Genomic DNA, 26,736 nt, shown 5'->3' with positions numbered 1-26,736 from the left:
ACTCTTGTGCTACTGCGTGGGGACGGGATGGGTCTCACATTTTTACAGCGCGGTTTGGCGAGGGGAGGCAAGCCAAGTAACATGGCGTGACTTATGGCTGTGCAGCGAGACAGGTAACGCAATGAAGTTGGATGCGATTTTATGGGATTATGACGGTACTCTGGTCAATTCGGTGCCGAAGAATATCGATATCACCAAGCAGATCCTGGCTGAGGTCGCCCCCCATCTGACCGGAGAACATCTGCCGCGCTATCTGCGCAGCGAAGCGGAGTATCACCATGCCAATCACGCCGCCAAGAACTGGCAGGCGCTCTATATGGATTACTACGGTTTGTCGCGGGACGAGATGGTGCTGGCTGGCAGTCTGTGGGCCAAGCATCAGGAGATGAACCGGACCGAGGTGCGTTTTTTTGCGGGGCTGGAGGCGGTGATTGACCATTTCTCTGCCATTCCCCACGGAATTTGTTCGCAGAACTCCCAAAAGAATATTCGCCGGGTTCTGGAGCAGCATGGCGTGAACAGCCTGTTCAAGGCTGTGGTCGGCTATGATGACGTGCCCGGACAGCAGCAAAAACCCCATCCTTACGGTGGCCTCAAATGTCTGGAGTCTATCTTCGGCCCAGCTAGGTGCCAGTCGCTGATCTATATCGGTGACCATGAAGCGGATGTGCAGTTTGCCCGTCATTTGCAAGCGGCGCTTGGCGAGCAGAGCCGTGTGATATCGGTGGCTGTCGCCTATAGCCGCGCGACCCCGGAGCGCTGGGAACACCAACCCGACCATATCGCCCGTGACGTCGAGGATCTGCTCCCCATCGTCGGGCAATATCTGTAACGCCGGTTGCAGATTGCCGTACGGAATAGACAAACGCCGATCAGTTGATCGGCGTTTGTCTATGGGAAGCCTGATGGTTTCACACTCAGCTGGCTTAACCCCCTGTCTGTTTAATGATGGGCGACTTAAAACAACAGTTGCGTCAGGTAGCCCATCAGGATCGCCATGCCGAGGATCACGGTAAGGAAGGCCGCAATCATCGGGGTTCTGAACATGGATTTGAGCAGGATCACCTCGGTCAGGCTGGCACCGGCACTGCCGATGATCAGCGCCATGACAGCGCCCATCCCCATCCCTTTGCCCAGCAGTACCGACGCCAGCGGGATCACGGCCTCGGCGCGGATGTAGAGCGGGATCCCGACGATGGCGCTGAAGGGGATGGCCAGCGGGTTGTCGGCGCCGGCATGGGCGGCGATCCACTCGGCCGGAATAAAACCGTAGATAAACGAGCCGATGAGTACCCCCAGCAGCAGGAAGGGCAAGACCGCTTTGAACTGCTGCCAGGCATCGATGCGAGCTTTGACCCAGGCTGTGGGGAGCTGTGGTGCTCTGGTCAGGGCTGCCGTGCCATCGCCGCAGCAGGAGAGGGTGGCCTGTTCTGCCATCTCTGGTTGAGGTGCTGGGCAGCACGCTGCCCCGTTGAGGGGTTTGATTGCGCGAATGGCGCCGCGTTGGGTGTCACTGCAATGTGCTTGAGTGGTGGTGCGGGTCGCCGGGCCACAGCCGCTACCGCAAGAGGGGGTGGCCTCTTTGGGGTCGATGACATGGCGCTCGAACCCCAATCTGTCGAGCAGCATGCTCGCCATGACGGAGACGCTGGCGGCGATTACGGCGTAGAGCAGGGTCACTTTCCAGCCAAAGGTGGCCCACATCAATCCGACGATGATGGGGTTCAGCAGTGGCGAGATAAACAGGAAGGTGAGAGTGGGGCCAAAGCCAGCCTTGGCCGAGAGCAGCCCTCTCAGCATGGGGATGGTGGAGCAGCTGCAAAAGGGGGTGACGGCGCCGAGCAGGGCCGAGAGCAGATAGCCCTTGCCATGGCGCGCCCCCAGCATCCGCTGGATCTTCTCGTCGGGGATCTTCTGGCGGATCAGGCTGACCCCGGCGCTAATGACCAGAAACAGCACCGACAGCTCGACAGCCAGAAACAGGAACATCTGGGCTGCATCGGTCAGCATGGTTAACCACTCATTCATTGTCGTATCCTCACTTGGCTTCTATATTTCCAAAATAATCGAAATAAATGGTCGGTCAAGATATTTCTGGTATTATCGAAATATCAAATTTGTGGAGGGCGCAGAGATGCAACTGGAAGAGGTTGCCAAGGCATTGAAAGAACTGGGTCATCCGACCCGGCTGTTTATCTTCAAGCATCTGGTCAAGGCGGGAGAGCAGGGGCTGCCGGTGGGGGAGCTGCAAAAGCAGCTGGTGATCCCCGCTTCCACCCTCAGCCATCATATCGCGGCACTGGTCTCGGTGGGGCTGGTGAAGCAAAACCGGGAGAGTCGCACCCTGCTTTGCGTCTCTCAATACGCGGTGTTGGAGGAGATCATCGCCTTTTTCCGCGATGAGTGTTGCGTCAACAGCCCGGAGCATCGGCAAGATCTGCCTTCCTGAGGGCTATGGCTGCTAGTAGTGCGGTCAGTTGCGCTGCGCGCAATAAAAAAACGCCGATCATCCGATCGGCGTTTTGCATTGTTTTTCTCAGCTACGGGCATTAACCCAGATTGGCTGCGACCTTGCTTTGAGCTTGTCCTTTGCGCTTGATGACAAAGCCAATGCCCAGTACCACCAGCCAGGCGGGGATCAGTTCGACCGAGATGCGGAAATCGGGGGTCATATACATGATCACCAGAATACCGGCCATGAACGCGAGGCAGAGGTAGTTGCCGAAGGGATACCAGAACGCCTTGAACTTGGGCTGGACGCCTTCCGCGACCTTGGCCTTGCGGAACTTGAGGTGCGCGAGGCTGATCATCGCCCAGTTGATCACCAGTGCGGAGACCACCAGCGCCATCAGCAGGCCGAACGCCTTGCCCGGCATCAGGTAGTTGATCAGCACGCAGAGCAGGGTGGCGATGGCCGAGACCGAGAGGGCAACCAGCGGCACGCCGCTCTTGTTGGTCTTGAGCAGGGCTTTCGGGCCGTTGCCCTGTTTGGCCAGACCGAACAGCATCCGACTGTTGCAGTAGACGCAGCTGTTGTAGACCGACAGTGCCGCCGTCAGCACCACGATGTTGAGTACGGTGGCGACCAGATTGCTGTCCAGAGCGTGGAAAATCATCACGAACGGGCTGCCGCCTTCCACCACTTTACCCCAAGGGTAGAGGGACATCAGGATAGCCAGAGCACCGATGTAGAAGATTAGGATGCGGTAGATCACCTGATTGGTGGCCTTGGGAATGCTCTTCTCGGGATTGTCCGCTTCGGCGGCGGTAATACCCACCAGCTCCAGACCGCCAAAGGAGAACATGATCACCGCCATCGCCATCACCAGACCGCTGATGCCGTTGGGGAAGAAACCGCCCTGAGCCCACAGGTTGGTGACGCTCGCCTCGGGTCCGCCGGCACCGGAGATGAGCAGATAGCCGCCAAAGCCAATCATGCCGATGATGGCGACCACCTTGATGATGGCGAACCAGAACTCCATTTCGCCAAACGCTTTGACGTTGGAGAGGTTGATGGCGTTGATCAGTACGAAGAAGAAGGCTGCCGACATCCAGGTCGGGATCTCGGGCCACCAGTACTGGACATAGATGCCCACCGCGGTCAGCTCGGCCATGCTCACCAGCACGTAGAGCACCCAGTAGTTCCAGCCGGACGCAAAACCGGCAAACTCACCCCAGTATTTGTAGGCAAAGTGGCTGAATGAACCGGCTACCGGCTCTTCCACCACCATTTCGCCGAGCTGGCGCATGATCAGGAAGGCGATAAAGCCGCCGATGGCATACCCCAGCAGGACCGAAGGGCCTGCCATCTTGATGGTTTGGGCAATGCCCAGAAAGAGGCCGGTGCCGATGGCGCCGCCCAAAGCAATCAACTGAATGTGGCGGTTTTTAAGGCCGCGCTTCAGCTCCTCACCGTCTTGTTTCAAATCCATGGGTCTGTCCTTACGTCTCTGTTGTCTCTGGTCGGTGTTGGGCTCATCCTGAGCAGGCCGAATTGCGTAGCCAAAACCTGACGAAATCTGTATTTATTTCGTTACGCCATGCCATTTTCAATTTTTAGTGTTGGCTGGCAACTGAAGCAGAATAGTGATAATCCGCCATGAATGCACCTATTTTCCATCTCTAATGGCCGTATTTTGTACCAAAGGCAGCTTTTTCATGATTTGAAGAGGCTTCTTGGTAGTTTTTGGTTGATGTTTGTGCAATCGAATTCTGTTTTGTTGACATTTTGTCTTGTTGGTGTGCTTTTGTGGTGCCGAGCCACAAATGGATGCAAATGATGCCAAACAAGCGAGAGTACAGAGAAGAGTGCAGGGAGTTGGAGTACAGAGAGCGCGAAAGCGTACTGCAACAAGGGGTTGCCCGGGGTGTACTGGTGGCGCTCTGGTTAGGGATTGCTGCCAGTCCGCTGTTGTTGCTGGTGGCCGCGATTATGTTGCTGGGTTGGCTGTTACTCGGTGATCAGGGATTGCTGCACTACTGGCAGTCGCTGTTGCTGGTTGGTGGGGTAACGGGGGCGCTCGTTGGCGGCTGGCTGGCGGAGCGGGTTCGCCTGCGCCACGGTTTGCTGGCCTTCTATGCCCGGTTGATGAACAACCCTGAGCTCAATCGTTAGTTAACGCTGGCTGTTTGCCGAGCGCAGCAGAACGGAATCGAATAGCGGCTAATTGGCAGCAGGTGACAAGGGCACAACGCCAAGGTCGACAAGAAGAGGGATAAGCATTTGTGGTGCTTATCCCTTTTTTATCCACGCTTTTCACTGTCATCTATGTGAATTGCAGTTCGCCACAGCTGACTTTCGCCGCGACACTGTAATTTTTATCTTTTGTTGATGCCGATAGCCGTCAAGCTGGCTTAACAGAGCTGGCGGCGCAGACCGGTTGCCTCGAGGACCTTCGCGCTGATCTCCTCCACCGAGTGGGAGCTGGTATCGAGGAAGCGGATCGCCTCCTGGCGAAACAGCCTTTCCACGCAGGCCAGCTCCTGCTCGCACTGTTCGATGGAGGAGTAGCGGCTGTTAGCGCGGCGCTGGTTGCGGATCTCGTGCAGCCGCTGCGGCGCTATGGTGAGGCCAAACAGCTTGTGACGGTTGGCCTTGAGGGGGGCGGGCAGCTCCAGCATCCCCATGTCCTGCTCGATAAAGGGGTAGTTGGCGGCGCGAATGCCGAACTGCAGCGCCAGATAAAGGCTGGTGGGGGTCTTGCCGCAGCGGGAGACCCCGATCAGGATGATGTCCGCCTCATCGTACTCCCTGGTGGTGATGCCATCGTCGTTGGCCAGTGCGAAGTTGACTGCCTCGATGCGATCGTCATAGAGCTTGCGATTCTCCATGCCGTGGGTGCGGTGGAGGCGGGGTTCGGCCTTTACCCCCAGCTCCTGCTCCAGCGGGCTGACGAAGGTATTGAGAAAGTCGTGGCCGCACGCTTCCGATTTCAGTACCTCTTCCCGTACCAGCGGGTCGACAATGGTGTGAAACAGGATGGGGCGCACCCCGGTCTGGCGGAACTGCTCGTCGATCCGCATCCGCACCTGACGGGCTTTCTCCAGTGTCTCCACAAAGGGGATAGTGATCTGCTCGAAGGCCAGCGGAAACTGGCTCAGTACCGCGTGGCCGAACACTTCGGCGGTGATGGCGGTGCCGTCTGAAACATAAAATACGGTGTGCACGTAGGGCTCCTGTGATACCGCGGGTGGGGTCGCATGGGGTAAGGGGTGAGAAGTATCTCCCGAAACCATACCAGTTTTGTCAACCGGTCTGCTGTGCCCAAGTTGTGAAGTGGCTTGCAAACCTGAATCGTTATCTTTTTGTGTCGCCATTGTAGAATGTTCCGGTCATTCGACCATCCCCAACGCTTGCTCGGGGATTTTTTTGAAAACCAATAGAAAACGTTTTCATGGTCGTTGGCAACAAAAGAAACAGACAATAACGCACCTGACTTACCCATAACCTCATCGATTAAATCGGGCGCACGAGGTGCTATGGCATCGGTGCCCACCAACCTGGAGACATCCAAGTGCAACAGTACGTGCTCTGGTACGAACAACTCGGAATGCAGGACGTAGAACGAGTTGGCGGCAAGAACGCATCCCTTGGCGAGATGATCAGCAACCTCTCTGGCGCCGGCGTATCCGTGCCGGGGGGCTTTGCCACCACCGCCTTTGCGTTTAACGAGTTTCTGGAGTCAAGTGGCCTCAACGGCAAGATCCACCATCTGCTCGACAATCTCGACGTGGACGATATCGCAGCCCTCAACCGGGCCGGTCAGCAGATCCGCGACTGGGTGATCGAAGCCCCGTTCCAGCCCGAGCTGGAGCAGGCTATCCGGGTTGCCTATGAAAAGTTGAGTGCCAGTGTCGAGGCCTCGTTTGCGGTGCGCTCCTCCGCCACCGCCGAGGATATGCCGGACGCCTCCTTTGCCGGTCAGCAGGAGACCTTCCTCAACGTACGTGGCATCGATGCCGTCATGACGGCGATCAAGCATGTGTTTGCCTCCCTGTTCAACGATCGCGCCATCTCCTATCGGGTGCATCAGGGCTATGACCACAAGGGCGTTGCCCTCTCGGCCGGGGTGCAGCGGATGGTGCGCTCGGATCTCGCCGCCTCCGGCGTCATGTTTACTCTGGATACCGAGTCCGGCTTCAACGACGTGGTCTTTATCACAGGAGCCCATGGTCTTGGCGAGATGGTGGTGCAGGGCGCGGTCAACCCGGATGAATTCTATGTGCACAAGCCGACCCTCAAGGGGGGGCGCCCGGCGGTGGTGCGCAAGACCCTCGGCTCCAAGCTTATCAAGATGACCTACTCGGACGATGCTGGTCACGGCCGTCAGGTGAAGATTGTCGATACCAATGAGGCCGAGCGTAGCCGCTTCTGCATCAGCGATGAGGAGGTGATAGCGCTGGCGAAACAGGCCCTCATCATCGAGCAGCATTATGGCCGCCCGATGGATATCGAGTGGGCCAAGGATGGTCAGGATGGCCAGCTCTATATCGTGCAGGCGCGCCCGGAAACCGTGCGTAGCCGCCAGGAGGCTAACACCCTCGAGCGTTTTGCCCTCAAGCAAGCGGGCAAGGTGTTGATCGAGGGGCGGGCCATCGGCCACAAGATTGGCGCGGGTCCGGCGCGGGTCATCTCTTCCATCAGCCAGATGGACGAAGTGCAGCCCGGCGATGTGCTGGTGACTGACATGACCGACCCGGACTGGGAGCCCATCATGAAGCGGGCCTCCGCCATCGTCACCAACCGGGGTGGCCGCACCTGTCACGCTGCCATTATCGCTCGCGAGCTGGGCATTCCGGCGGTGGTGGGCTGTGGCAACGCCACCGACCATATTCAGCCGGGCCAGCGGATCACCGTCTCCTGCGCGGAAGGGGATACCGGTTTTATCTATGACGGCGAGCTGGACTTCGATGTGGCTGTGACCGAGGTGGGCAATATGCCGCGCCTGCCCATCAAGATCATGATGAACGTCGGCAACCCGGACCGCGCTTTCGACTTTGCCCAGTTGCCCAATGCCGGGGTAGGACTGGCACGCCTTGAATTCATCATCAACCGGATGATCGGCGTGCACCCCAAGGCGCTGCTGGAGTTTGACCAGCAAACACCAGAGCTCAAGGCCACCATCGCCAAGATGATCGCCGGTTACGACAGCCCGCGGGAGTTCTACGTGGCCAAGCTGACCGAGGGGATCGCCACTCTGGGTGCTGCGTTCTGGCCGGAGCGGGTGATTGTGCGGATGTCAGACTTCAAGTCCAACGAGTACGCCAATCTGGTGGGCGGTCGTGGCTACGAGCCCCACGAGGAGAACCCGATGATCGGTTTTCGTGGCGCATCCCGCTACATCGCCGATAGCTTCCGCCCCTGCTTTGCCCTCGAATGCGAGGCGATCAAGCGGGTGCGCGATGTGATGGGGTTGACCAACGTCGAGGTGATGATCCCCTTCGTGCGCACCGTGGGCGAGGCGGAGCAGGTGATCGACATCTTGGCCGAGAACGGTCTGCGCCGCGGCGAGCGGGGGCTCAAGGTGATCATGATGTGCGAGATCCCGAGCAATGCCCTCTTGGCAGACAAGTTTTTGGAGCACGTGGACGGCTTCTCCATCGGTTCCAACGACATGACCCAGCTCACCCTTGGGTTGGATCGGGATTCCGGGCTAATCGCCCATCTGTTCGACGAGCGTAACGAGGCGGTCAAGGCACTGCTGTCGATGGCGATTCAGGCCGCGCGCAAGGCGGGCAAGTACGTGGGGATCTGCGGTCAGGGGCCATCCGATCACCCGGACTTTGCCGCCTGGCTGGTGGAGCAGGGGATCGACTCGGTGTCGCTCAACCCGGATACCGTAGTCGATACCTGGCTCTATCTGGCGGAGCAGCATGGTGCCAAGTAAGCCACTATCAAAATGAGCTGCACAGAAAGGGGGCCATAATGGCCCCCTTTGTTATCTGGTGTCGCGGCCTATTTCGGCTGCTGTTCGGCCCCCGACAGCTCGATCTGCACATTCACCCCTTCGCTCTTGAGCTTGGTGGCGATGGCGTTGAGATCGGTGCCCGATTTAGCCTCCAGCAGGGCGATACCACCACTGCTCTGCTTGAAGTTCAGGCCGTGGCGAGTCGCCAGCGCCTTGGCGTTGGCATCGTCAGCTTCCACCAGCAGGGTGCCGCTTACAGTCAGCTCCGGGCTGGCGGCCCCTTGCATCAACACGTCACCGCGGCGCAGGGTCTGTTGCGGGACCTTGCTGTCAAGGCTGCGGGCGACCCGCTTCTTGCTGCCGTTGTCGGGAATGAGGTAGGTCTGGCCGTTCACCTCTATGGTGCTGTACTGTTTGCCATCCATGGTGATGGACTCCTGGGCGCAGAGCTGTCCCGAGAGGGGGGCCAGCAAGGTTGCCAGAAGCAAGGTAACAGGTTTGTTCATGGTAATACTCCTAGCGTGTTAGCTGCGGTTGGCATCGTGACCCAGGACCCGCAGGGACCATGAGATCAGCTTGCCCGGTTGGCGATTGTTGCGCTCGGTCAGGGTGGTACGCTCACGGGTCTCGCGATTGAGCAGAGAGACCTGACGGGTACCGTTGGCAACGTCGGTTACTTCCAGTCGCCATGTGCCTTGCGCCGATTCGCCGTAGAACTTGTTGGATAGCATCCGCATGTCGCGCAATCCCTTGGTTCGCACAAAGCCCAGCTGCTGCTGGTCGAGAGATTGGCCGACCAGGCTGTTGAAGGGGCTCAGCAGGATGCTGCGGGTGCCAGCGGGGGAGACCAGTTCGATCAGCAGATCGGGCAGGCGCTGATGATCCAGACTCACCATCACCTGAACCGCTTCTACCGTCAATGGTGTCGCGATGCGGGTTGTCGAGCTGGTCGGGCTGTTGCCCACATCCGCAATGGCGGCGGCACTGCCGGTGACATTGATCTTCTGCCATGGCAGCTGTACCAGCGGGGGCAGGGGCTGGTGATTGGCTGCCAGCTCAAGGGCCTTGTTGACGTCGATCAGACCGAAACCGTAAGTCGGGCTGAACCACATGCCGGCGGCATTGCGCTCCCAACCTTCCAGTCCTTTCACGTCGCGCACCTTGCCGGTGCTGCTGGTGTAGCTGACCATCACGGGCTGATGTTTGGCATCGACCCGGGTTGCGCTGCGCGCCAGCAGATCCCGCAGGTCACGTACCGACAGATCCGGGTAGGCGGACATCAGCAGCGCCATGGCGCCGGAGGTGCTGGGGGTGGCGGAGGAGGTGCCGTTCATCACGCCGTTGTAGTCGCAGCTGGCATCCAGTTGCGGGTTGCCGTGCAGCCGGTTGGTGCTGGGATCGTCGGTGCGGTTGTAACCCATGTCGCAGCCGGGCAGATCCGTGGTCACCATCGCCGGAGAGTCTGTACCGTATTCGCCGCCGGTCGCGCTCAGGAAGATGTTGCTACCGACGCTGGAGTAGGAGGATCTGACGCCATCGGCGTTGAGCGCGCTCACCACCAAGTTCCAGAAGTTGCTGTTGGAGGGATCAAGGTTGCTGTTTTCAAACGGCAATTTGGGACCATTGCCGGTGCGGTTAAGCACATAGCCGCCCGCCGCTATCTTGTTGAAGCCGTTGCCGGCGGCCTTGATATAGGCCGCGCCCTGCACCTTGAGGGTCTGCTGTTCAAACAGACGATCAAGTTGGGATTGATCCAGAGAGTTGGCAGAGCGGGGATCCACCACACTCATGCCGTAGCTCTGGTTGAACACCCGGTTGTCGCGGCTGGCATCGCTGTCGCCAAGGGCGTAGAGCCAATCTTTCTGCAACTGCTGGCTGTTGTCATCCAGCAGGTTGAACCCCTGCAACTGGGCTCGCGGGGCAATCCCCTTGGTCCCGATGGCGTTGTCCACCGCTGCAATGATGCCGGAGACCGAGGTGCCGTGGGCCGAATCCGGATCGGTCGGTGTCGGGTCATCGCTGCCGGTCACCACGTTTTTCGACCCCGGGCGCACGTTCTCCGCCAGATCCGGGTGGGCGATAGCCAAGCCATCATCCACCACGGCCACATTGACTCCCTGGCCCAGCACACCGGTGCGATGAGCCCACCAGAGGTTGAGATCATTGCCCGCTATGCCGCCACGGGAGCTGAATCCATCCTGACCGTTGTTGAGCAGATACCACTGCTGATCCTGCAGGGGATTGGCACCTGGCAGGCAGCGCTCGGTGCTGCTGCGTCCGATATCCATGCCGCTCTCCTTGCCGGTGAGCGGCGCACAACCTTCATTTGCCTGAACGAGCGCACTGGGCAGGGTCGACAGCAGTGCTGTGATCGCCAGTGCTAACGATGTTTGCTTCATTATTTTTTTAACTCCATCTTGGATCGCACTCATCCTGAGTGCGACGGAAATCTATACACGGGTGACAGGGGTTCAAAAAGAGCCATTTTCAAAAAACGTAATGAGGTTCAAAGAAATCCGATTCAGTTTGTGGTAGGTATTCCAATGACACTGGTTATGTGTTCTATTGAGAATGGTTCTCACCGCTCGCTACTGATCTTTTTATCCGTAATTCACTCCTCTCGCGACTCTCCTTCGCCGCAGCCATCCCGATTCGGGGCAATCCCGAGGGGAGTTCGTGCGCTCTTGAAAGTGAGTGGCATGGTTGTGTGTGCCAACGTGAGTACAGCTATGCATTCGGGGGTGACAGCAAGGGTGATGAGGTGGAACCAGCGGTTTATTGCTTGGCGGCAGTGGATGGCTCTGTTATGGTAACCAAAATAGCCGTTTGGATGGCTAGATTGCTGCGGTTTGAGGGGCCTAATCTCTGAGAGCCACCCCGCCGTAGTCCCATAGCTTGATGCGTACCTGACAGGGAGTCCCTATGCCGTTTCGTTCCTTCTTATCTTCTCTTTTTACTGCTTCCTTGCGCGCCACCGCTGGCGTCAGCACTTTTATTGCCGCGATAGCGGTCGGGAGCCTCTCTTTTTCCGCAATTGCCGCCGATGCGCCCTTGCCGACCAGACAGGAGATTGTGATTGGTACCACGGTGGGGGATTTTGCCGACATGGTGACCGACTCCATCAAGCCGCAGCTGGAGGACAAGGGGTACAAGGTCAAGCTGGTGGAGTTCACCGACTATGTGACGCCCAATATTGCTCTGGCTGACGGATCACTGGATGTGAACTGCTTCCAGCACAAACCCTATCTGGAGAGTTTTGCCAAAGATCGCGGCTTGTCGCTGGCGCCCATTACCCAGGTGCCAACCGGCCCGATGGGACTCTATTCCGGCAAGCTGGCAGCACTCGACAAGGTGAAAGAGGGGAGCACGGTGGCCATCCCCAACGATCCCACCAATCAGGCGCGGGCGCTGTTGATGCTGCAGGATCTTGGTTGGCTCACTCTCAAGGAGGGGATAAACCCGCTCAAGGCGAGCGAGTTTGATGTGGTGAACAATCCGCACAATCTCAAGCTGGTGTTGCTGGAGGCGGCGCAACTGCCCCGCTCGCGCGAGGATGTGGACTTCTCGGTGATCAACGGTAATTTTGCTGCCTCCAGCGGTATCCCGTTCAGTGAAGGACTGTTTCTGGAGCGCAGCTACGATTTCATCAACTGGGTGGTGGTGAAAAGCGCAGATGCGGATCAGCCGTTTGCCAAAGATGTGGCGGCAGCCTACAACTCGGCGGCTTTCAAAGCCTATGCAGCCAAGCGTTTCGTCGGCTACAAGTACCCGCAAGGGTGGGGTGGCTAACAGTCGTGAACGTGGCCCGGCTATACAACGAAAAACGCCCCGAATTCGGGGCGTTTTTTATGGTATCAAGTCATCATCGCGGGCTTCACTGGTTGCGATAGAAGCGGTTCAGCTCGTTCATCACCTGGATCATGGCGCCCATATCCGGGGTGCCGTGCTTGATCGGGCGATAGCTGTTGCGCTCCAGCAGTTCGAAGTCACCCTGCTTGTTGAAGTGGGTGATGGTGTCCCCTTCATAGATGGCGAAGTCGTTCTGATCCCCGGCCAGCAGCCAGTTGCGCGGGCTGGTATCAAACAGCGAGCGGCCAACGCTGTAATCGCGCGCCGGATTGCGCACGCCCAGCATCCCCTGCATCAGGGTCGGCGCCAGATCGAAATGGCTGCTCGGTTGTTCCCGAACGTCACTGCCGCGCCCCGGCCAGGCCAGTACCAGCGGTACCTGCACCTGATAGGGTGAGTAGTTGCTGCCTGCGCCCCAGCTGTTGCTGCGGGTGTCGTTGAACTCCTGGCCGTGGTTGGAGGTGATGACAACGATGGTGTTGCTGTCCATCCCCTGCGACTGCAATTTGGTCAGCATCTGCTCAAGCAACTGGTCGGTATAGAAGACCGAGTTCTTGTAGCGGTTCTCCAGTTTTTGCAGGTTCTCCGCCCGATAGGCGGTCGCCGGATTGAAGTTGGCGAGCTCCGGTTGGAACGGCCCCTTCATGGTGGCGGGTAATTGGTAGTCGCCTGGGCTCGAGAGATAGACCAGCGAGAACCAGGGACGCTCGGGAGAGCGCTTCTCCAGCCACTGTTGCCAGTCGGTTAGCAGCTTGCCATCGTCACTCTGTTCGGAGACAAACACCTGTTTGCGCAGACCGGCGAGGATGCTCTTGCGATACTTCTGGGCATCTTCCATCGCGCCGAACAGCCCGAACTGGTAATCCTGGCGCAGCATCTCGTCGAACAGCACCGGCGGACGCTTGTCGCTGCTGATGTCCTTGTAGTAGTGACCGGGCAACCCGTAGAAGAGGCTGAACATCCCCATCAGGTCGTCGTTGCCGCCACTCAGGTGATTGCGGAACGTCAGATGCTGATCCGCATAGCGCTGCAGATTGGGCATGTTGATGTTGTTGAGCATGTCAAAGCGCAGCGAATCGACCACCACAATCAGCAGATTGTTGTGAGTCAGGGGGGCGTTGACGTTGAGCGGGCGCAGCGGATAGTGCATCCGGCTGTCGCTGTTATCCCCCTGGGAAGCAGCCTGCTTCTCGTACTGATCCAGATCCAGCCAGCCATGTTTGGCCAGGAAGGAGCGGGCCGTCATAGGGTAGGAGAGGGGGAAGTTGGCTCTCTGCATGGTGATCGGCTGATAGAGGGTCGCATCCGCCCAGCTGTTGACCACGTGGGTCAGAATAAAGCAGATCAGCAGGGCCAGCCCCACCTGATTGCCGTACTGGCGGCGCTTGCGCTTGTTGATCTTGCGCCAGACATAGGCCGACAGCAGCAGTTGCAGCAGGAAGATGGTGGGCACGGCAACGAAGATGATGCTCCAGATTGAGCCCTCTTCGGTTTGCGCCTGATCCAGCAGCAACTGCCATACCTGACTGTTGAGGTGGAACTTGAACAGCCGGAATACCTGGGTGTCGATCAGCAGCAGCACCAGCGCCAGGGTGGCGATGATGGCCGAGATGAACCGCAACGACTTCTCCTTGGGCAGCACGAAGCTGAGCGGGAAGATCGTCAACAGGTAGGTGACAAAACTCAGAAACGAGAAGTGGCCAATCCAGCTTACAACGAGATAGATCACGCCAAGCGTGGTCGATGGCCAGCTGATGGCACCCAGATAACGGGTGGCGATGAGCATGGCCAGAATAATGTTGAAGAAGGAGAACCAATGCCCCCAGGTGATCAGGCGAGAGACATTATCACGATAGGGGTTACCGGTTTCGACCATAGTGATCCATCTGCGTTGAGAAACGTCAAATCAACAGAGTCGGGGACTCAGTGTGCGTCGTGGCGATTATCGACCGATGCGGTCAGGGCCTGGACAAACTTTTCAGTGATGGCCTGGCGCTGGGCCGGTGCCATACCGTTGATGATATTGGTGGTCAGATTGCCAAGCACCATAAGGCTGAGATCTACCGGCGCTTTATGCTTTTCCAGCGCGGTGATCAGGTCGTTCATCAGGGCGTCAAATTGCTCGTTATTGTACTTTGATACGATAGGCATAATCTTCAGTTCATCTCGGTTCAAAGCGCCTTATAATACTTCACCCTTTCGGCTAACACTATGGCTTTGTGACATGAGTCTCGATATCGACAAGATCATTCTTCACTCCTTGCGCCAGGGCGGCGATGGTCAACCCCACGCCGATACCCGCAGCCAGACCCTGCCCCCTGATGAGGCGGTACAGGGACTGATGGCGGAACTGCATCGGATCTACAACGGCAAAGGCGGCAAGGGCTTTGGCTTCTTTGCCGACCCCGAGGCCGCCGTCGCCGAGCTGGCCGACGGTGAAGAGGCTCCCAAGCAGCCTTCACCCGCGTTTCGTATCGCCCTCGAACAGCTGCTCGACGAGCAGACCGAATTCGTTCCCTTCTCGGTCACCGTGACTCAGATGCTGGTCAAGCAGCTGGTGGAGCACGCCCTCGATGAGCAGGGGGTGCTGCTGTTTGCCAAATATAACTACGTCGGGGTCGATTATCTGCTGATTGCCCTGCTGGAGGGCAAGGAGAGCGTCACCGTCAGCGAAGCGCTGGAATTGCGCCATATCCAGTATCTGGATATCGGCAAACTCAATCTGGTGGCCCGCATTGATTTGACCGAATGGAAAACCCAACCTGATTCGCGCCGCTATATCACCTTCAGCAAGGGGCGCATTGGTCGCAAACTGGGCGACTTCTTTATGGATCTGCTGGGTGCCCGCGAGGGCATGGATGCCAAGGTACAAAATAAAGGCTTGCTGCAGGCGGTCGAAGATTATTGCGACAGTCGTCAGCTCGAACCGACCGAGCGCAATGACTATAAAAAGCAGGTCTTCAAATATTGCACCGAACAGGCGAGTGCCGGTGAAGAGATCGAAATCAAGGAGTTGTCTGCAGAATTGCCCGGCGACGGTGACCTCGATTTTTACAGCTTTATTGGTCAGGAGTATGAGCTGGAAGAGCGCTTCCCGGCGGATCGCTCTACTCTGCGTGGTTTGACCAAGTTTGTCGGCTCCGGTGGCGGCCTGACTCTGAGCTTTGAGCAGAAGCTGTTGAACAGCCGGATCTTTTACGATCCCCAGACCGACACCCTGACCATCAAGGGTGTGCCGCCCAATCTCAAGGATCAGCTGCTGCGCCAGTCGTAGTCATGCTCCCGAGTGTGATCAACTCGTCATTTCTCGCAAAAAGAGACTCCGCCCCGGCGGGGTCTCTTTTTTTATTGCGCTCGGGCAGACCTCGAAACTGGCGCGGTACTTTGTTAACAAATCAAACAAAATAAACCACCTGAAAGGGTTTTCATTGAGGTGAAAACCCTTTCATTAATGAAATTTTATTTCATTTTGGTAATTATTATTCTGTGGTTGTCTGGAATTAAGCCGATAAATGGCCGTAATTCCCTGAAATAAGAAAATGTTTTCAAAACTTTCTGGAAGGAAATACGTAATTGCATTTCAAAAATGCGAGTTGCGTCATGTGAGCCGTTTGCCGCTTGGGATAATATTCATCTCGCACACAATGCTCTTACAGCGCGGAACTAATACAAGGAAAGGCTCATGAAAAAGAAATTGCTGTCATCCCTGATCGGTCTGGCCACTCTTGGCGTCGCTTGCTCTGCTACTGCTGCCATCGATGAAGGCCAGCTGACCATCTGGATCAACGGTGACAAGGGATACAACGGTCTGGCTGAAGTGGGTAAGAAGTTTGAAGCAGAAACCGGCATCAAGGTTACTGTGGCTCACCCGGATCAGGTTGAAGTGAAATTCCAGCAAGCCGCCGCCACTGGCAACGGCCCGGACATCTTCTTCTGGGCTCACGACCGTTACGGTGAGTGGGTCAAAGCCGGTTTGCTGGTTCCGGTAACGCCGAACGCTGCCACCAAAGGCAAATTTGAACAGCTGGCATGGGATGCCATGACTGTTGATGGCAAAACCTATGGCTACCCGGTTGCCATGGAAGCAGTCAGCCTGATTTATAACAAGGACCTGCTGCCCGAGCCGCCGAAAACCTTCGAAGAGATCGCCAAGATTGACGAGACTCTGAAGAAAAACGGCAAGCGCGCCATCATGTGGGCTTATGACACCCCGTATTTCAGCTATCCGCTGGTGGCTGCCAACGGTGGTTACGCCTTCAAGAAAACCGCTACCGGTTATGACGTCAAAGATACCGGCGTGAACAACGCAGGTGCCAAGATGGGCGTGGGCTACATCTCCGAGATGATCAAGTCCGGTCACCTGGAAAAAGGCATCGACTACGGTGTGATGGACGCCAAGTTCAACAAGGGCGAAGTGGCCATGATGATCAACGGTCCCTGGGCCTGGAGCAACCTGGACAAGAGCGGCATCAAGTACGGCGTAGCGCCGCTGCCGACCCTGAACGGCAAGCCGGCCAAAGCCTTCGTTGGCGTACTGGGTGCCACCATCAACGCCGCCAGCCCGAACAAGGATCTGGCTATCGAGTTCCTGGAAAACTACCTGCTGACCGATGCCGGTCTGGCGCCGGTTAACGCCGACAAGCCGCTGGGGGCCGTTGCGCTGAAATCCTTCCAGAAGACCCTGGAATCCGATCCGCACATCAAGGCCACCATGCTGAACGCCCAGGCTGGCGAGCCGATGCCATCCGTTCCCGAGATGAGCCGTTTCTGGTCTTCCTTCGAAACTGCCCTCAAGAACGTGACCTCCGGTCGTCAGGGTGTTGACGAAGCTCTGGATACCGCTGCCAAGCGTATCGTTCAGTAAGCACGCACTACCCGGGAGGCCGTCATGGCCTCCCACTCTCTCAAATCTCTCTTGGCGTTATAAAGGTTAATTGGCATGGAAGTAGTACCTTCTGTTGAGTCCTATGCCGGTCCGAAGGATAAGCACACCTGGCTTAAGTGGACCATAGCGGCCCTGGTTGCCATCCTCAACGGCTACGCAGCCGTGATGATGTACGCCAGTGGCGAGTGGGTATTCGCGCTGCTGGATCTGGTGGTGGTTTCCGTCGGTCTGTATGTCTTCATGAACAAGAAGACCTATGCCCATCGCTACATCTTTCCGGGTGTTGCGGGCATGGTTGTGTTTATCATCTTCCCTCTTGCCTACACCATTGGCATTGCCTTCACCAACTATTCGGGGTCCAACTTGCTCTCCGTGGAGCAGGCGCGGGACTACCACCTGAAGAAAACCTACAAGGTGGCGGGCGGTGAATTCGATTTTACCCTGCTGGGTGGCGACAACGGCCAGTTCCAGCTGCTGCTGACACAGGATGATCAATCCTTTATCAGCCAACCTGTTTCCCTGATGACCAACAAGGCCCGTGAGCTGGCGTCCCGCGAGGGCCGTGTGCAGAACACCCAGCAAGTGGTCGAGCTGCAGCCCTTCACTGGCGAAGCGGCCAGCAAGGCCGCACCGATCCGCGCCATTGTTGAGCATCGTACTCACCTGAGCGACCTTGATCTGGTACTGCCGGATGGCGGTACCCACCTGACCCTGAGCAGCCTGCGCAAGTTTGCCGCCCAGAAGCAGCACTACACCCGTCTGATGGATGGTGCCGTGCTCAAGTCCGGCGTGGTGATCAAAGACAGCAACCTGCTGCGTGATACCCAGAATGGCGAGCTGATGCTGCCCAATGGTGAGACCGGCTTCTATCAGTACATCGACGAACAGGGTCAGTTTGTCGGCAAGGGCATTGCTCCGGGCTTTGTGGTGAGCGTCGGTTGGAAGAACTTCGCGCGCATCGTCACCGATCCGGGCATCCAGTCACCCTTCCTGCAGATCTTCATCTGGACCGTGATCTTCTCAACCTGCTCCGTCGCTTTCACCTTGGCTATCGGCATGGTGCTGGCCTGTCTGGTGCAGTGGGAAGAGCTCAAGGGGCGCGGTTTCTATCGGGTCATGTTGATCCTGCCCTATGCGATCCCGGCGTTTATCTCCATCCTGGTGTTCAAGGGGTTGTTCAACCAGAACTTCGGTGAGATCAATATGTTCCTGGAAGCGGCGTTTGGCATCAAGCCGGACTGGTATACCAACCCCTTCCTGGCCAAGGTGATGATCCTGATTGTCAACACCTGGCTCGGCTACCCCTACATGATGATCCTCTGCATGGGCCTGCTCAAAGCCATTCCGGAAGATCTCTATGAAGCGTCCGCCATGGATGGTGCCGGTCCGGTACAGAACTTCTTCAAGATCACCGTGCCGCTGCTGATGAAGCCGCTGACACCGCTGTTGATTGCCTCGTTCGCCTTCAACTTCAACAACTTCGTGCTTATCCAGTTGTTGACCAACGGTGCGCCCGACATCATCGGCGCCAGCACCCCGGCCGGTACCACCGACTTGCTGGTGAGTTATACCTACCGGATTGCGTTCCAGGGATCGGGTGGTCAGGACTACGGTCTGGCCAGTGCCATCGCCACAGCTATCTTCCTCATCGTGGGTGCGCTGGCGCTGCTCAACCTGAAATTGTCCAAAGCCGACAAGCAGCTGTAAGGAGGCTTCAACATGGCAATCGTACAACCCAAATCAGTCAAATACCGGGTGTGGGCAACCCACCTGGTCATGTGGGGCTTCCTGGCGTTGATCATCTTCCCGTTGATCATGGTTATCGCCATCTCGTTCCGTAACGGTAACTTCGCGGTAGGGGAGATCATCCCCTCCAATCCGACGCTGGATCACTGGAAGCTTGCGCTGGGCATGTCCATCACCAACGCCGACGGCAGCATCACGCCGCCGCCGTTCCCGGTGCTGACCTGGTTGTGGAACTCCATCAAGATCGCCGGCATCACTGCCCTGATGATCGTGACGCTCTCCACCACCTGTGCTTACGCCTTTGCCCGCCTGCGTTTTCGTGGCAAGTCCACCATCCTGCAGGGCATGCTGATTTTCCAGATGTTCCCGGCAGTGCTGGCACTGGTAGCCATCTACGCGCTCTTTAACAAGATTGGTGACTATATTCCCTGGCTGGGTCTCAACACCCACGGTGGCCTGATCCTGGCGTACATGGGGGGGATTGCCCTCCACGTCTGGACCATCAAGGGCTACTTCGAGACCATCGACTCCTCCCTGGAGGAGGCGGCGGCCATCGACGGTGCGACCCCGTGGCAGGCATTCCGTCTGATCCTGTTGCCCCTGTCGGTGCCCATCCTGGCGGTAGTGTTTATTCTGGCCTTTATCGGTTCCATTACCGAGGTGCCCATGGCCTCCATCCTGCTGCAGGATGTGAACAATCTGACCCTGGCGGTCGGGGCCCAGCAGTACCTCTATCCGCAGAACTATCTGTGGGGTGATTTCGCGGCGGCCGCAGTGCTCTCCGGTTTCCCCATCACTGTGGTGTTCCTGCTGGCACAGCGCTGGTTGGTTGGCGGTCTGACCGCCGGTGGTGTGAAAGGTTAAGTTTATGGCCGGGGGAGCTGACTCCCCCCGCTATCACGATTTGCAAAGATTCAAGAGCGGAGCTCGTCATGGCTGAAGTAGTACTCAACAACGTTCGCAAAAATTACGATCCGGCTGTTCACAAGGACACCCTGCGCAACATCAACCTCTCCATCAAGGAGGGCGAATTCATCGTCTTCGTCGGCCCGTCCGGCTGCGGCAAATCCACCTTGCTGCGGATGATCGCGGGTCTGGAAGACATCACCAGCGGTGAGCTGACCATCGGCGGTCGCTACATGAACGACGTGCCGCCGGTAGAGCGCAACGTGGGCATGGTGTTCCAGTCCTACGCCCTCTATCCCCACATGAACATCTACGAGAACATGGCCTTTGGTCTGAAGCTCAAGAAGATGGACAAGGAGAACATCCACAAGCGGGTGATGCGCGCCGCCGAGATCCTGGGTCTTGAGCCGCTGCTGGACAGAAAGCCCAAGGCGCTCTCCGGTGGTCAGCGTCAGCGTGTCGCCATCGGTCGCTCCATCGTGCAGCAGCCGCAGGTGTTCCTGTTTGACGAGCCGCTCTCCAACCTGGATGCCGCGCTGCGGGTCAAGATGCGGATCGAGATCGCCAAGCTGCACAAAGAGCTTAACTCCACCATCATCTACGTGACCCACGATCAGGTGGAAGCGATGACCCTGGCCGACAAGATTGTTGTGCTGAGCCCGCTCAAGGCCGAAGCTGCCACCAACCTAGAACAGTTCGGTTCACCGCTGGATCTCTACCACAACCCGGACAACAAGTTCGTGGCGGGCTTTATCGGCTCTCCCAAGATGAACTTCCTGGCGGGCGAGTTGCTGGAGATTGGCGAGCAGGAGTGCCTGGTCAAGTTGACCTCTGGCGATACCGTGCGTGCCCGGGTCGATGCCCGCAGTGGCGCTGTGGGTGACAAGGTGGAGCTGGGCATTCGCCCCGAGCACCTGATGCCGCTGGATCACCCCCATGCACACAGCAGGGTGAGCGGGATCGTGCAGGTGGCCGAGCACCTGGGCGCCGAGTCCTTCGTTTATATGGATGTGGATGGTCACGACTTTACCGTCAAGGCCACCTCGGATGTGGATGTGGCGACCGGTCAAACCTACAGCGTGGGTATCCCGGCCGAAGCCTGCTACTTGTTCGATGCCAAGGAGCAGGCGTTCCCCCGTACCGCCAAATATATCCGTACCTGATTTTTTGTTGTGCTGGTTTTCCTTTCTTAATAATCAATGCCTTTTTGCCGGTCGTCAGACCGGCTTTTTATTGCCTGCGATTTGAACATGCAGATAGGCAAGGTAACTCGGTTCAAGCCTCGAGTTCGGCGGTAATATCGGGTACAAAGGTCTGGCTGGCCAGCGGCGGGCGCTCATACCCTTCGGTCTTGATGGGGGGGAGCTTGATGGGCTCGTAGTGGATCGCCTCGTAGGGTACCTTGCTCAGCAGATGTGCAATGCAGTTGAGGCGGGCACGGCGTTTGTCATCTGCCTCCACCACGAACCAGGGACAATCCTCGGTGTCGGTGTAGGTGAACATGTCATCCTTGGCGCGGGAGTATTCCACCCAGCGTGACCGGGACTGCAAATCCATCGGGCTGAACTTCCAGCGCTTGATGGGGGTGTTGATCCGCTCTTTAAAGCGCTTCTCCTGCTCCTCGTCACTGACCGAGAACCAGTATTTGATCAGGGTGATGCCGGAGCGGATCAGCATCCGCTCAAACTCGGGGCAGGCGCGCAGAAACTCGCGATACTCGGCGTCGCTGCAAAATCCCATCACCCGCTCGACTCCGGCCCGGTTGTACCAGGATCGGTCAAACAGCACCATCTCGCCAGCGGCGGGCAGGTGGGCCACATAACGCTGAAAGTACCACTGGGATCGCTCTCGATCGGAGGGGGCGGGCAGCGCCGTGACCCGGCAGACCCGGGGGTTGAGCGGTTCGGTGATCGCCTTGATGACGCCCCCTTTACCGGCGGCGTCCCGTCCTTCGAACAGCACCACTACCTTCAGCCCCTCCTGCTTGACCCACTCCTGCAGCTTGACCAGCTCCTCCTGCAGGTGGGCTAGGTGGTGTTCATAACATTTCTTGTCCAGTCGTGGTCGCTTCTTGCTCTTGTCCTTCGGCATCTTCTTCTCCTTTTTGAGTCCCTTCTTGCCGTCACTTCAGCTTGCACCAGGGAGAGTCGACTGCCAAGGGGGACGTGATACACTGCCCGCCCATCGCTGGCAACAGGAGATAACATGAAGCATTTTATGGAGATAGCGGGCCGCCGGATGGCCTATCTGGATGAAGGGCAAGGGCCGGTACTGCTGTTTGGTCACAGCTATCTGTGGGACAGCACCATGTGGGCGCCGCAAATCGAGGCGCTCAAGGGCAGCTATCGCTGCATCGTTCCCGAGCTGTGGGGCCACGGCGATTCCGATCTGCTTCCGGAAGGCGCCTGCACGCTGGCAACCCTGGCGCGCGATCATCTGGCGCTGCTCGATGCCCTCGGGGTCGACGAGTTCGTGCTGGTGGGCCTCTCCATCGGTGGCATGTGGGGTGTGGAACTGGCGCGCATGGTGCCAAACCGCCTTAAGGGTCTGGTGCTGATGGACAGTTTTGTCGGCCTCGAGCCGCAGATCACCTGCGAGCGCTACCTCGGCATGCTGGCGATGATCGAGCAGCTCGGCACCGTGCCGGCGCCCATCATCGAACAGGTGGCGCCTATCTTCTTTGCCAACCAGCCCGATGCCGACTTGCTGGCCGATTTCAAGGCGCGTCTGGCCGCCTGGCCAAACGAGAAGATTGCCGCCATGGTGGCGGTGGGCCGCAGCTTTGTGACCCGCGAAGATCGTATCGAGTGGCTGGAGGAGATCACCACTCCCGCACTGGTGATGACAGGCTGCGAGGACAAGGCCCGTCCGGTGCTGGAGGGCTATCTGATGGCCGAGGTGCTGGGTTGCCCGTTTAGGGAGATCCCGATGGCTGGCCACATCTCGTCGCTGGAAAATCAGTCCTTCGTCAATCAGCAACTGACCGAGTTTCTGGCGGCGCTGTAAGCCTGAATTGGCAGCCTGAGTAGGCTGTACTACCAGCCTGATGATGGTCGTGAAAAAGGGAGCCGAGGGCTCCCTTTTGTTTGGTCGTGTCTCACGGTTCAAGACTCATAACTGTTACCAGATATAGCCCAGCGCAAAACCCGCATAGAGCTCGCCATCGTGCTGGACGATGGGGCTGTTTTTGATGTCCCGATCATACCATTCGTAGTTCATGGCAAACATGCCAATCCAGTTGGGGCTGAAGCGGTAACTGGTGATGAGGGCCGCCATCGGGGAGAGGGTGGTACCGGTATCCCAGGCGGGCCGCTGGGCGGTGGCCTCGCTCTCGGAGATACCGCCAAAGTAGTAGTTGGCCATCTTGTCGCTGCGCAGCATCAGCCCCATCCCCGGCATGATCAGCAGGTTGTCACGCAGGATGGGGAAATCGGCCCACAGCAGCAGCTCCTGTCCCTTGCTGCGGCCGGTGACATCGCTGTTGGCCCGCACGGTCAGCAGGGCATAGGGGGTGATGATGTTGCCACCGATCCCGCCTTCCAGCTGCCATTTTCGCTGCTCCATGCCAGTAAAGGCCGGAGAGTCCTCGGGATCCAGATTGCCAAAACGGACCCGGCCATAGCCGTAGAGGGCCACGTTCTCATCCTTGTGGAAGTAGTAGCGGGCCCGATCTCCCAGAAACATAAAGTCGTCGCCGAAGTAGATAAAGCCCGGGATGGCGTAGAGGGCGTTGTCCTGCGCTTCATAACGGGCCTGTCCCCCGATGAGCGCCGCACCGGCGACAAAGCCCTGTGGCACCGGGCTGGTAGGGCTGTCGCTGGTGAGCAGATCCATGGAACCAAGGTCGATATCGGCGCGGGCGGGCAGGGCGGCAGCGAGGAGCAGGGCCGTCAGCCCTGCTGCTCTGATTTGACGAAAAAAGGTCATGGACACTCCGTTGTCACGATTGCAGGGGAAGCAGGTTATTTTGCGGCACTGGGCATCTCTTCACGTTTTGGCCAGGCATTGAGCACCGCCTTGACCAGGGTGGCGAGGGGAATGGCGAAGAAGACTCCCCAGAATCCCCACAAGCCGCCGAAGACCAGCACGGCGATGATGATGGCCACCGGATGGAGGTTGACCGCTTCCGAGAAAAGCACCGGCACCAGCAGGTTGCCATCGAGGGCCTGAATGACCAGATAGGCCACCATCAGCCAGGCAAACTCCGGGGTGAGCCCCCATTGGAATAATGCCACCATGGCCACCGGCACGGTCACCACGGCGGCGCCGATATAGGGGATCAGCACCGAAAAGCCGACCGCGACCGCCAGCAGCACCGAGTAGCGCAGTCCCATCAGGGCGAAGGGGACATAGGTGGCGATGCCGACGATCAGGATCTCGATCACCTTGCCGCGGATGTAGTTGATGATCTGGTTGTTCATCTCCACCCACACCCGGTTGACCAGGGTGCGGTTGCGCGGCAGGAAACGGCGCAGGCTGCCCATCAGTACCCGCTTGTCCTTGAGCATAAAGAAGACCATCAGCGGTACCAGAATGAGGTAGATCATGATGGCGACCACGTTCACCAGCGAGCTGAGGGAGGCGCTTACCAGATGCTCGCCGCCACTGAGGATGCGCTGGCGAATATTGTCGATGACGGTCTCCACCAGGCTGACGTCGATGAGCTCGGGGTATTTGTCCGGTAGGGTGCGGACATAATCCTGAGCGTGGGTCAGCATGGCCGGTGCCTCTTTGGCCAGATTGATCCCCTGACTGACCAGCGTCGGGATAAGACCCAGCAAGGAGGCGACTGCTACCGCAATAAAGAGGATCAGAATGACGCTGGTGGCCAGGGTGCGCGACAGCCCCGCTTTTTGCAGCCGGGCGACCGGCCACTCCAGCAGATAGGCCATTACCAGCGCCACCAGCAGGGGGGCCAGCAGATCGCCAAACAGCCAGATGATGGCAAAGCAGAACACCAGCAACAGGAAAAGGGTAACGGCATCGGGATCGGAAAAACGGGTCTGATACCAGCGCTTCAATACTTCTAACATGACTGCATCCTTACATCACTGGGGCTCAAGATGGTTGTTTCGCCCCGACAACCAACTGCAAAGAGAGGGTTTTGTCCGCTTCTTGCTGCATCTCGACATGGTGGCCCTGACGGTGCAGATAGGCCGGAATATCCTGCCGGGAGCCCGCATCGGCCAGCCGGATGGTGACGGTTTGACCGCTTTTGGCCCCCCTTAACCAGAGCTTGAGCCGGATCAGCGGCTCAGGGCAACGCCAGGGGGTCAGGTCGAGAACTTCCATGGGGGCTCCATCAGGCAGGTGGCCGCTATTATGGCCGTGATAAGAGCATGAAACAACGCTTGTAGCCCTTGATAGGCAAGGGTATTCTGCCGAGGCCCTTTCTGATGGAGATAGAGATAACGTGGCACGTTTTTCCCCCCTGATGGCATCGCTTCCCCTGCTGGCTTCCCTGATGGGCGCCACGTTTCATGCCGAGGCCAACAATCAGCTTCCCGACATCGGCACGGCCGGGGTTGCTGCCCTGCCCATCGAGCAGGAAGTGCGTTACGGCAACGCTTTTATGCGCTTTGCCCGTGCGGGTCTGCCGATCATCGATGATCCGGTGCTGAGCCAGTACATTGATGATCTGGGTCAGCGACTACTGACCAACGCCGATGGGGTGCGTTTCCCGTTTACCTTCTTCCTCATCAATGATCCCACCATCAACGCGGCCGCCTTCCTCGGCGGGCGGGTCAAGGTGCACACCGGCCTCTTCCTCTACGCCGACAGCGAGAGCGAGCTGGCCTCGGTACTGGCCCACGAAATCACTCACGTGACCCAGCGCCATATCGCCCGTTATATGGAAGCGCAGGCGAGCAGCTCGGCGGTGACCCTGGCCGGTCTGGTGGGCTCCATCGCGCTGGCGGTGATCAACCCGACTGCCGGTATCGCTGCGTTGCAGACTACGCTGGGCCTCTCCATGCAGTCGGCCATCAACTACACCCGCGACAACGAATATGAAGCGGATCGCATCGGCATGAAGACGCTTTATGATGCCGGTTTCGACCCTATGGGGATGGCCAACTTCTTCCAGAAACTGGCTGCCGAATACCGTTACGCCAGCAAGCCGCCGGAAATGCTGCTCACTCACCCGCTGCCGGAGACCCGGATCAGCGAGGCCCGCGCTCGGGCGGGCAGCTATGGCCGCCGCGACTTGCCGCCCAGCCTCGACTTCTGGCTGGCCAAGGTGCGGATTCAGGTGCGTTTTGGTACCGATACCCCGCAGGGGCTGCTGAGCTACTTCGATAGCCGGATCCAGAAGGGGGATTACCCGCTCAAGGATGCCGCCATCTATGGCAAGGCGCTGGCGCTGATCCAGCTCAAGCGCACCGACGAGGCGGATACCCTGATGCAGGAGCTGGCGGCCCGTCATCCGGAAGATCTCTTTATCGTCGATGCCCAGACCGACATCGATCTGGCCAAGGGGCGCAGTGCCCAAGCCATCGCGCGCCTCGAGAAGTTCCGCAGCCGGATGCCGGATAACGAAGTGGTGGTGGTCAACCTCGGCAACGCCTACCTCGAGAGCGGCAACTACAAGAAGTCCATCGCCATCCTCGACCCTTATGCCCGCGCCCATGAGGAGAACAATCTGGCCTGGAACCTGCTGGCCGATGCCTATCGCAAGGCGGGCAGAATGACCGAGCTGCATATGGCGCGGGCCGAGATGCTCGCACTGCGCGGGGATTATCAGGCGGCCATCGACGAGCTGATCGTGGCACGTGGTACCACCAGCGATCGGATGACCCTGGCTCGTCTGGAGGCGCGCATCACCGAGCTGGAGCGGGCCAAGAAGGATCTCGACAGCCTCAAGGGCTAACGAAACCTATCAAACAAGGGCGCACTATGGTGCGCCCTTGTTGTTTATGGCGGTGGCGTTGATGTGGGGGACGG

Annotated in this window: 23 protein-coding genes; 12 read left to right on the top strand and 11 right to left on the bottom strand. The window is 58.3% G+C overall.

The window, feature by feature from the left end:
* The first annotated feature begins 121 nt into the window (after nucleotides 1–121).
* On the top strand, nucleotides 122–832 hold the full coding sequence (locus tag ACTG1K_RS15715; RefSeq protein ID WP_139747419.1) for an HAD family hydrolase: 711 nt from the start codon (nucleotides 122–124) through the stop codon (nucleotides 830–832).
* A 125-nt stretch (nucleotides 833–957) separates the two neighbouring features.
* Here ACTG1K_RS15715 and ACTG1K_RS15710 read toward each other — a convergent pair whose 3' ends face one another.
* Nucleotides 958–2,028 carry a permease gene (locus tag ACTG1K_RS15710; protein WP_425854352.1) on the bottom strand — a complete coding sequence of 357 codons (1,071 nt, stop codon included), beginning with the start codon at nucleotides 2,026–2,028 and terminating at the stop codon, nucleotides 958–960.
* A gap of 106 nt (nucleotides 2,029–2,134) precedes the next feature.
* Here ACTG1K_RS15710 and ACTG1K_RS15705 point away from each other — a divergent pair, with 106 nt between their 5' ends.
* Nucleotides 2,135–2,449: an ArsR/SmtB family transcription factor gene (locus ACTG1K_RS15705; protein ID WP_179902034.1), complete on the top strand. Its 315-nt coding sequence runs from the start codon at nucleotides 2,135–2,137 to the stop codon at nucleotides 2,447–2,449.
* A gap of 100 nt (nucleotides 2,450–2,549) precedes the next feature.
* Here the strand turns inward: ACTG1K_RS15705 and ACTG1K_RS15700 are convergent, their stop codons facing one another.
* The gene (locus ACTG1K_RS15700) at nucleotides 2,550–3,932 is read right to left on the bottom strand and encodes an amino acid permease (protein ID WP_005333893.1); all 1,383 of its coding nucleotides are present in this window, start codon (nucleotides 3,930–3,932) and stop codon (nucleotides 2,550–2,552) included.
* 347 nt (nucleotides 3,933–4,279) lie between these two features.
* Between ACTG1K_RS15700 and ACTG1K_RS15695 the strand changes: the two genes are divergently transcribed.
* Entirely contained in the window at nucleotides 4,280–4,615 is a 336-nt protein-coding gene (locus ACTG1K_RS15695) for a hypothetical protein (RefSeq protein ID WP_319890379.1), read from the top strand.
* Nucleotides 4,616–4,854: 239 nt separating this feature from the next.
* On the opposite strand, the gene ppsR is transcribed toward ACTG1K_RS15695, so the two are convergent.
* Complete coding sequence (ppsR, locus tag ACTG1K_RS15690; protein WP_005333888.1) at nucleotides 4,855–5,667, bottom strand: posphoenolpyruvate synthetase regulatory kinase/phosphorylase PpsR; 813 nt, start codon at nucleotides 5,665–5,667, stop codon at nucleotides 4,855–4,857.
* Nucleotides 5,668–6,014: 347 nt separating this feature from the next.
* Between ppsR and ppsA the strand changes: the two genes are divergently transcribed.
* The gene (gene ppsA, locus ACTG1K_RS15685; RefSeq protein ID WP_440005970.1) at nucleotides 6,015–8,387 is read left to right on the top strand and encodes a phosphoenolpyruvate synthase; all 2,373 of its coding nucleotides are present in this window, start codon (nucleotides 6,015–6,017) and stop codon (nucleotides 8,385–8,387) included.
* A gap of 68 nt (nucleotides 8,388–8,455) precedes the next feature.
* Here the strand turns inward: ppsA and ACTG1K_RS15680 are convergent, their stop codons facing one another.
* Both ACTG1K_RS15680 and asp read right to left on the bottom strand, forming a co-directional pair.
* Nucleotides 8,456–8,914 carry a serine protease chaperone gene (locus ACTG1K_RS15680; protein WP_440005968.1) on the bottom strand — a complete coding sequence of 153 codons (459 nt, stop codon included), beginning with the start codon at nucleotides 8,912–8,914 and terminating at the stop codon, nucleotides 8,456–8,458.
* A gap of 18 nt (nucleotides 8,915–8,932) precedes the next feature.
* Nucleotides 8,933–10,807: a serine protease Asp gene (gene asp, locus ACTG1K_RS15675; protein ID WP_159163359.1), complete on the bottom strand. Its 1,875-nt coding sequence runs from the start codon at nucleotides 10,805–10,807 to the stop codon at nucleotides 8,933–8,935.
* A 523-nt stretch (nucleotides 10,808–11,330) separates the two neighbouring features.
* Between asp and ACTG1K_RS15670 the strand changes: the two genes are divergently transcribed.
* Nucleotides 11,331–12,197 (top strand): MetQ/NlpA family ABC transporter substrate-binding protein, encoded by an 867-nt coding sequence (locus ACTG1K_RS15670; protein WP_440005966.1) that lies wholly within the window; start codon nucleotides 11,331–11,333, stop codon nucleotides 12,195–12,197.
* Between the two features lie 85 nt (nucleotides 12,198–12,282).
* On the opposite strand, the gene ACTG1K_RS15665 is transcribed toward ACTG1K_RS15670, so the two are convergent.
* Nucleotides 12,283–14,133, bottom strand: coding sequence for a DUF3413 domain-containing protein (locus ACTG1K_RS15665; protein ID WP_005352950.1), 1,851 nt, complete (start codon nucleotides 14,131–14,133; stop codon nucleotides 12,283–12,285).
* A gap of 47 nt (nucleotides 14,134–14,180) precedes the next feature.
* A complete protein-coding gene (locus tag ACTG1K_RS15660) occupies nucleotides 14,181–14,408 on the bottom strand; it encodes a YejL family protein (protein WP_005333874.1) in 228 nt (75 codons plus the stop codon).
* 73 nt (nucleotides 14,409–14,481) lie between these two features.
* Here ACTG1K_RS15660 and yejK point away from each other — a divergent pair, with 73 nt between their 5' ends.
* The 5 genes from yejK (at nucleotide 14,482) to ACTG1K_RS15635 (ending at nucleotide 20,957) form a co-directional block, all read left to right on the top strand.
* Nucleotides 14,482–15,531 carry a nucleoid-associated protein YejK gene (gene yejK, locus ACTG1K_RS15655; RefSeq protein ID WP_005333872.1) on the top strand — a complete coding sequence of 350 codons (1,050 nt, stop codon included), beginning with the start codon at nucleotides 14,482–14,484 and terminating at the stop codon, nucleotides 15,529–15,531.
* 408 nt (nucleotides 15,532–15,939) lie between these two features.
* The gene (gene malE / locus ACTG1K_RS15650; RefSeq protein ID WP_005333871.1) at nucleotides 15,940–17,121 is read left to right on the top strand and encodes a maltose/maltodextrin ABC transporter substrate-binding protein MalE; all 1,182 of its coding nucleotides are present in this window, start codon (nucleotides 15,940–15,942) and stop codon (nucleotides 17,119–17,121) included.
* Nucleotides 17,122–17,196: 75 nt separating this feature from the next.
* Nucleotides 17,197–18,849, top strand: a complete 1,653-nt coding sequence (gene malF, locus ACTG1K_RS15645) for a maltose ABC transporter permease MalF (protein WP_005333870.1) — start codon at nucleotides 17,197–17,199, stop codon at nucleotides 18,847–18,849.
* A 12-nt stretch (nucleotides 18,850–18,861) separates the two neighbouring features.
* Nucleotides 18,862–19,752 carry a maltose ABC transporter permease MalG gene (malG, locus tag ACTG1K_RS15640; protein ID WP_005333868.1) on the top strand — a complete coding sequence of 297 codons (891 nt, stop codon included), beginning with the start codon at nucleotides 18,862–18,864 and terminating at the stop codon, nucleotides 19,750–19,752.
* Between the two features lie 68 nt (nucleotides 19,753–19,820).
* Nucleotides 19,821–20,957, top strand: a complete 1,137-nt coding sequence (locus ACTG1K_RS15635; RefSeq protein ID WP_201915034.1) for an ABC transporter ATP-binding protein — start codon at nucleotides 19,821–19,823, stop codon at nucleotides 20,955–20,957.
* 112 nt (nucleotides 20,958–21,069) lie between these two features.
* On the opposite strand, the gene ppk2 is transcribed toward ACTG1K_RS15635, so the two are convergent.
* Nucleotides 21,070–21,885 (bottom strand): polyphosphate kinase 2, encoded by an 816-nt coding sequence (gene ppk2, locus ACTG1K_RS15630; protein ID WP_139442065.1) that lies wholly within the window; start codon nucleotides 21,883–21,885, stop codon nucleotides 21,070–21,072.
* Between the two features lie 114 nt (nucleotides 21,886–21,999).
* Between ppk2 and ACTG1K_RS15625 the strand changes: the two genes are divergently transcribed.
* Entirely contained in the window at nucleotides 22,000–22,800 is an 801-nt protein-coding gene (locus ACTG1K_RS15625; RefSeq protein ID WP_440005963.1) for an alpha/beta fold hydrolase, read from the top strand.
* A gap of 114 nt (nucleotides 22,801–22,914) precedes the next feature.
* On the opposite strand, the gene ACTG1K_RS15620 is transcribed toward ACTG1K_RS15625, so the two are convergent.
* Genes ACTG1K_RS15620 through ACTG1K_RS15610 form a run of 3 tightly spaced genes read right to left on the bottom strand, consistent with a single transcriptional unit; the run spans nucleotide 22,915 to nucleotide 25,086 of the window.
* On the bottom strand, nucleotides 22,915–23,721 hold the full coding sequence (locus ACTG1K_RS15620; protein WP_139411890.1) for a MipA/OmpV family protein: 807 nt from the start codon (nucleotides 23,719–23,721) through the stop codon (nucleotides 22,915–22,917).
* Between the two features lie 35 nt (nucleotides 23,722–23,756).
* Complete coding sequence (locus tag ACTG1K_RS15615) at nucleotides 23,757–24,827, bottom strand: AI-2E family transporter (protein ID WP_323887548.1); 1,071 nt, start codon at nucleotides 24,825–24,827, stop codon at nucleotides 23,757–23,759.
* Nucleotides 24,828–24,852: 25 nt separating this feature from the next.
* Nucleotides 24,853–25,086, bottom strand: a complete 234-nt coding sequence (locus ACTG1K_RS15610; protein WP_236317642.1) for a sulfurtransferase TusA family protein — start codon at nucleotides 25,084–25,086, stop codon at nucleotides 24,853–24,855.
* A 121-nt stretch (nucleotides 25,087–25,207) separates the two neighbouring features.
* Between ACTG1K_RS15610 and ACTG1K_RS15605 the strand changes: the two genes are divergently transcribed.
* Nucleotides 25,208–26,662: a beta-barrel assembly-enhancing protease gene (locus tag ACTG1K_RS15605; RefSeq protein WP_005352930.1), complete on the top strand. Its 1,455-nt coding sequence runs from the start codon at nucleotides 25,208–25,210 to the stop codon at nucleotides 26,660–26,662.
* Nucleotides 26,663–26,736 lie beyond the last annotated feature (74 nt).

Source organism: Aeromonas sp. 102P (genome assembly GCF_051920345.1).
Classification (GTDB): domain Bacteria; phylum Pseudomonadota; class Gammaproteobacteria; order Enterobacterales; family Aeromonadaceae; genus Aeromonas; species Aeromonas veronii.
Note: the sequence above shows the minus strand (reverse complement) of the source record. Positions and strands in the feature narration are given on the sequence as shown.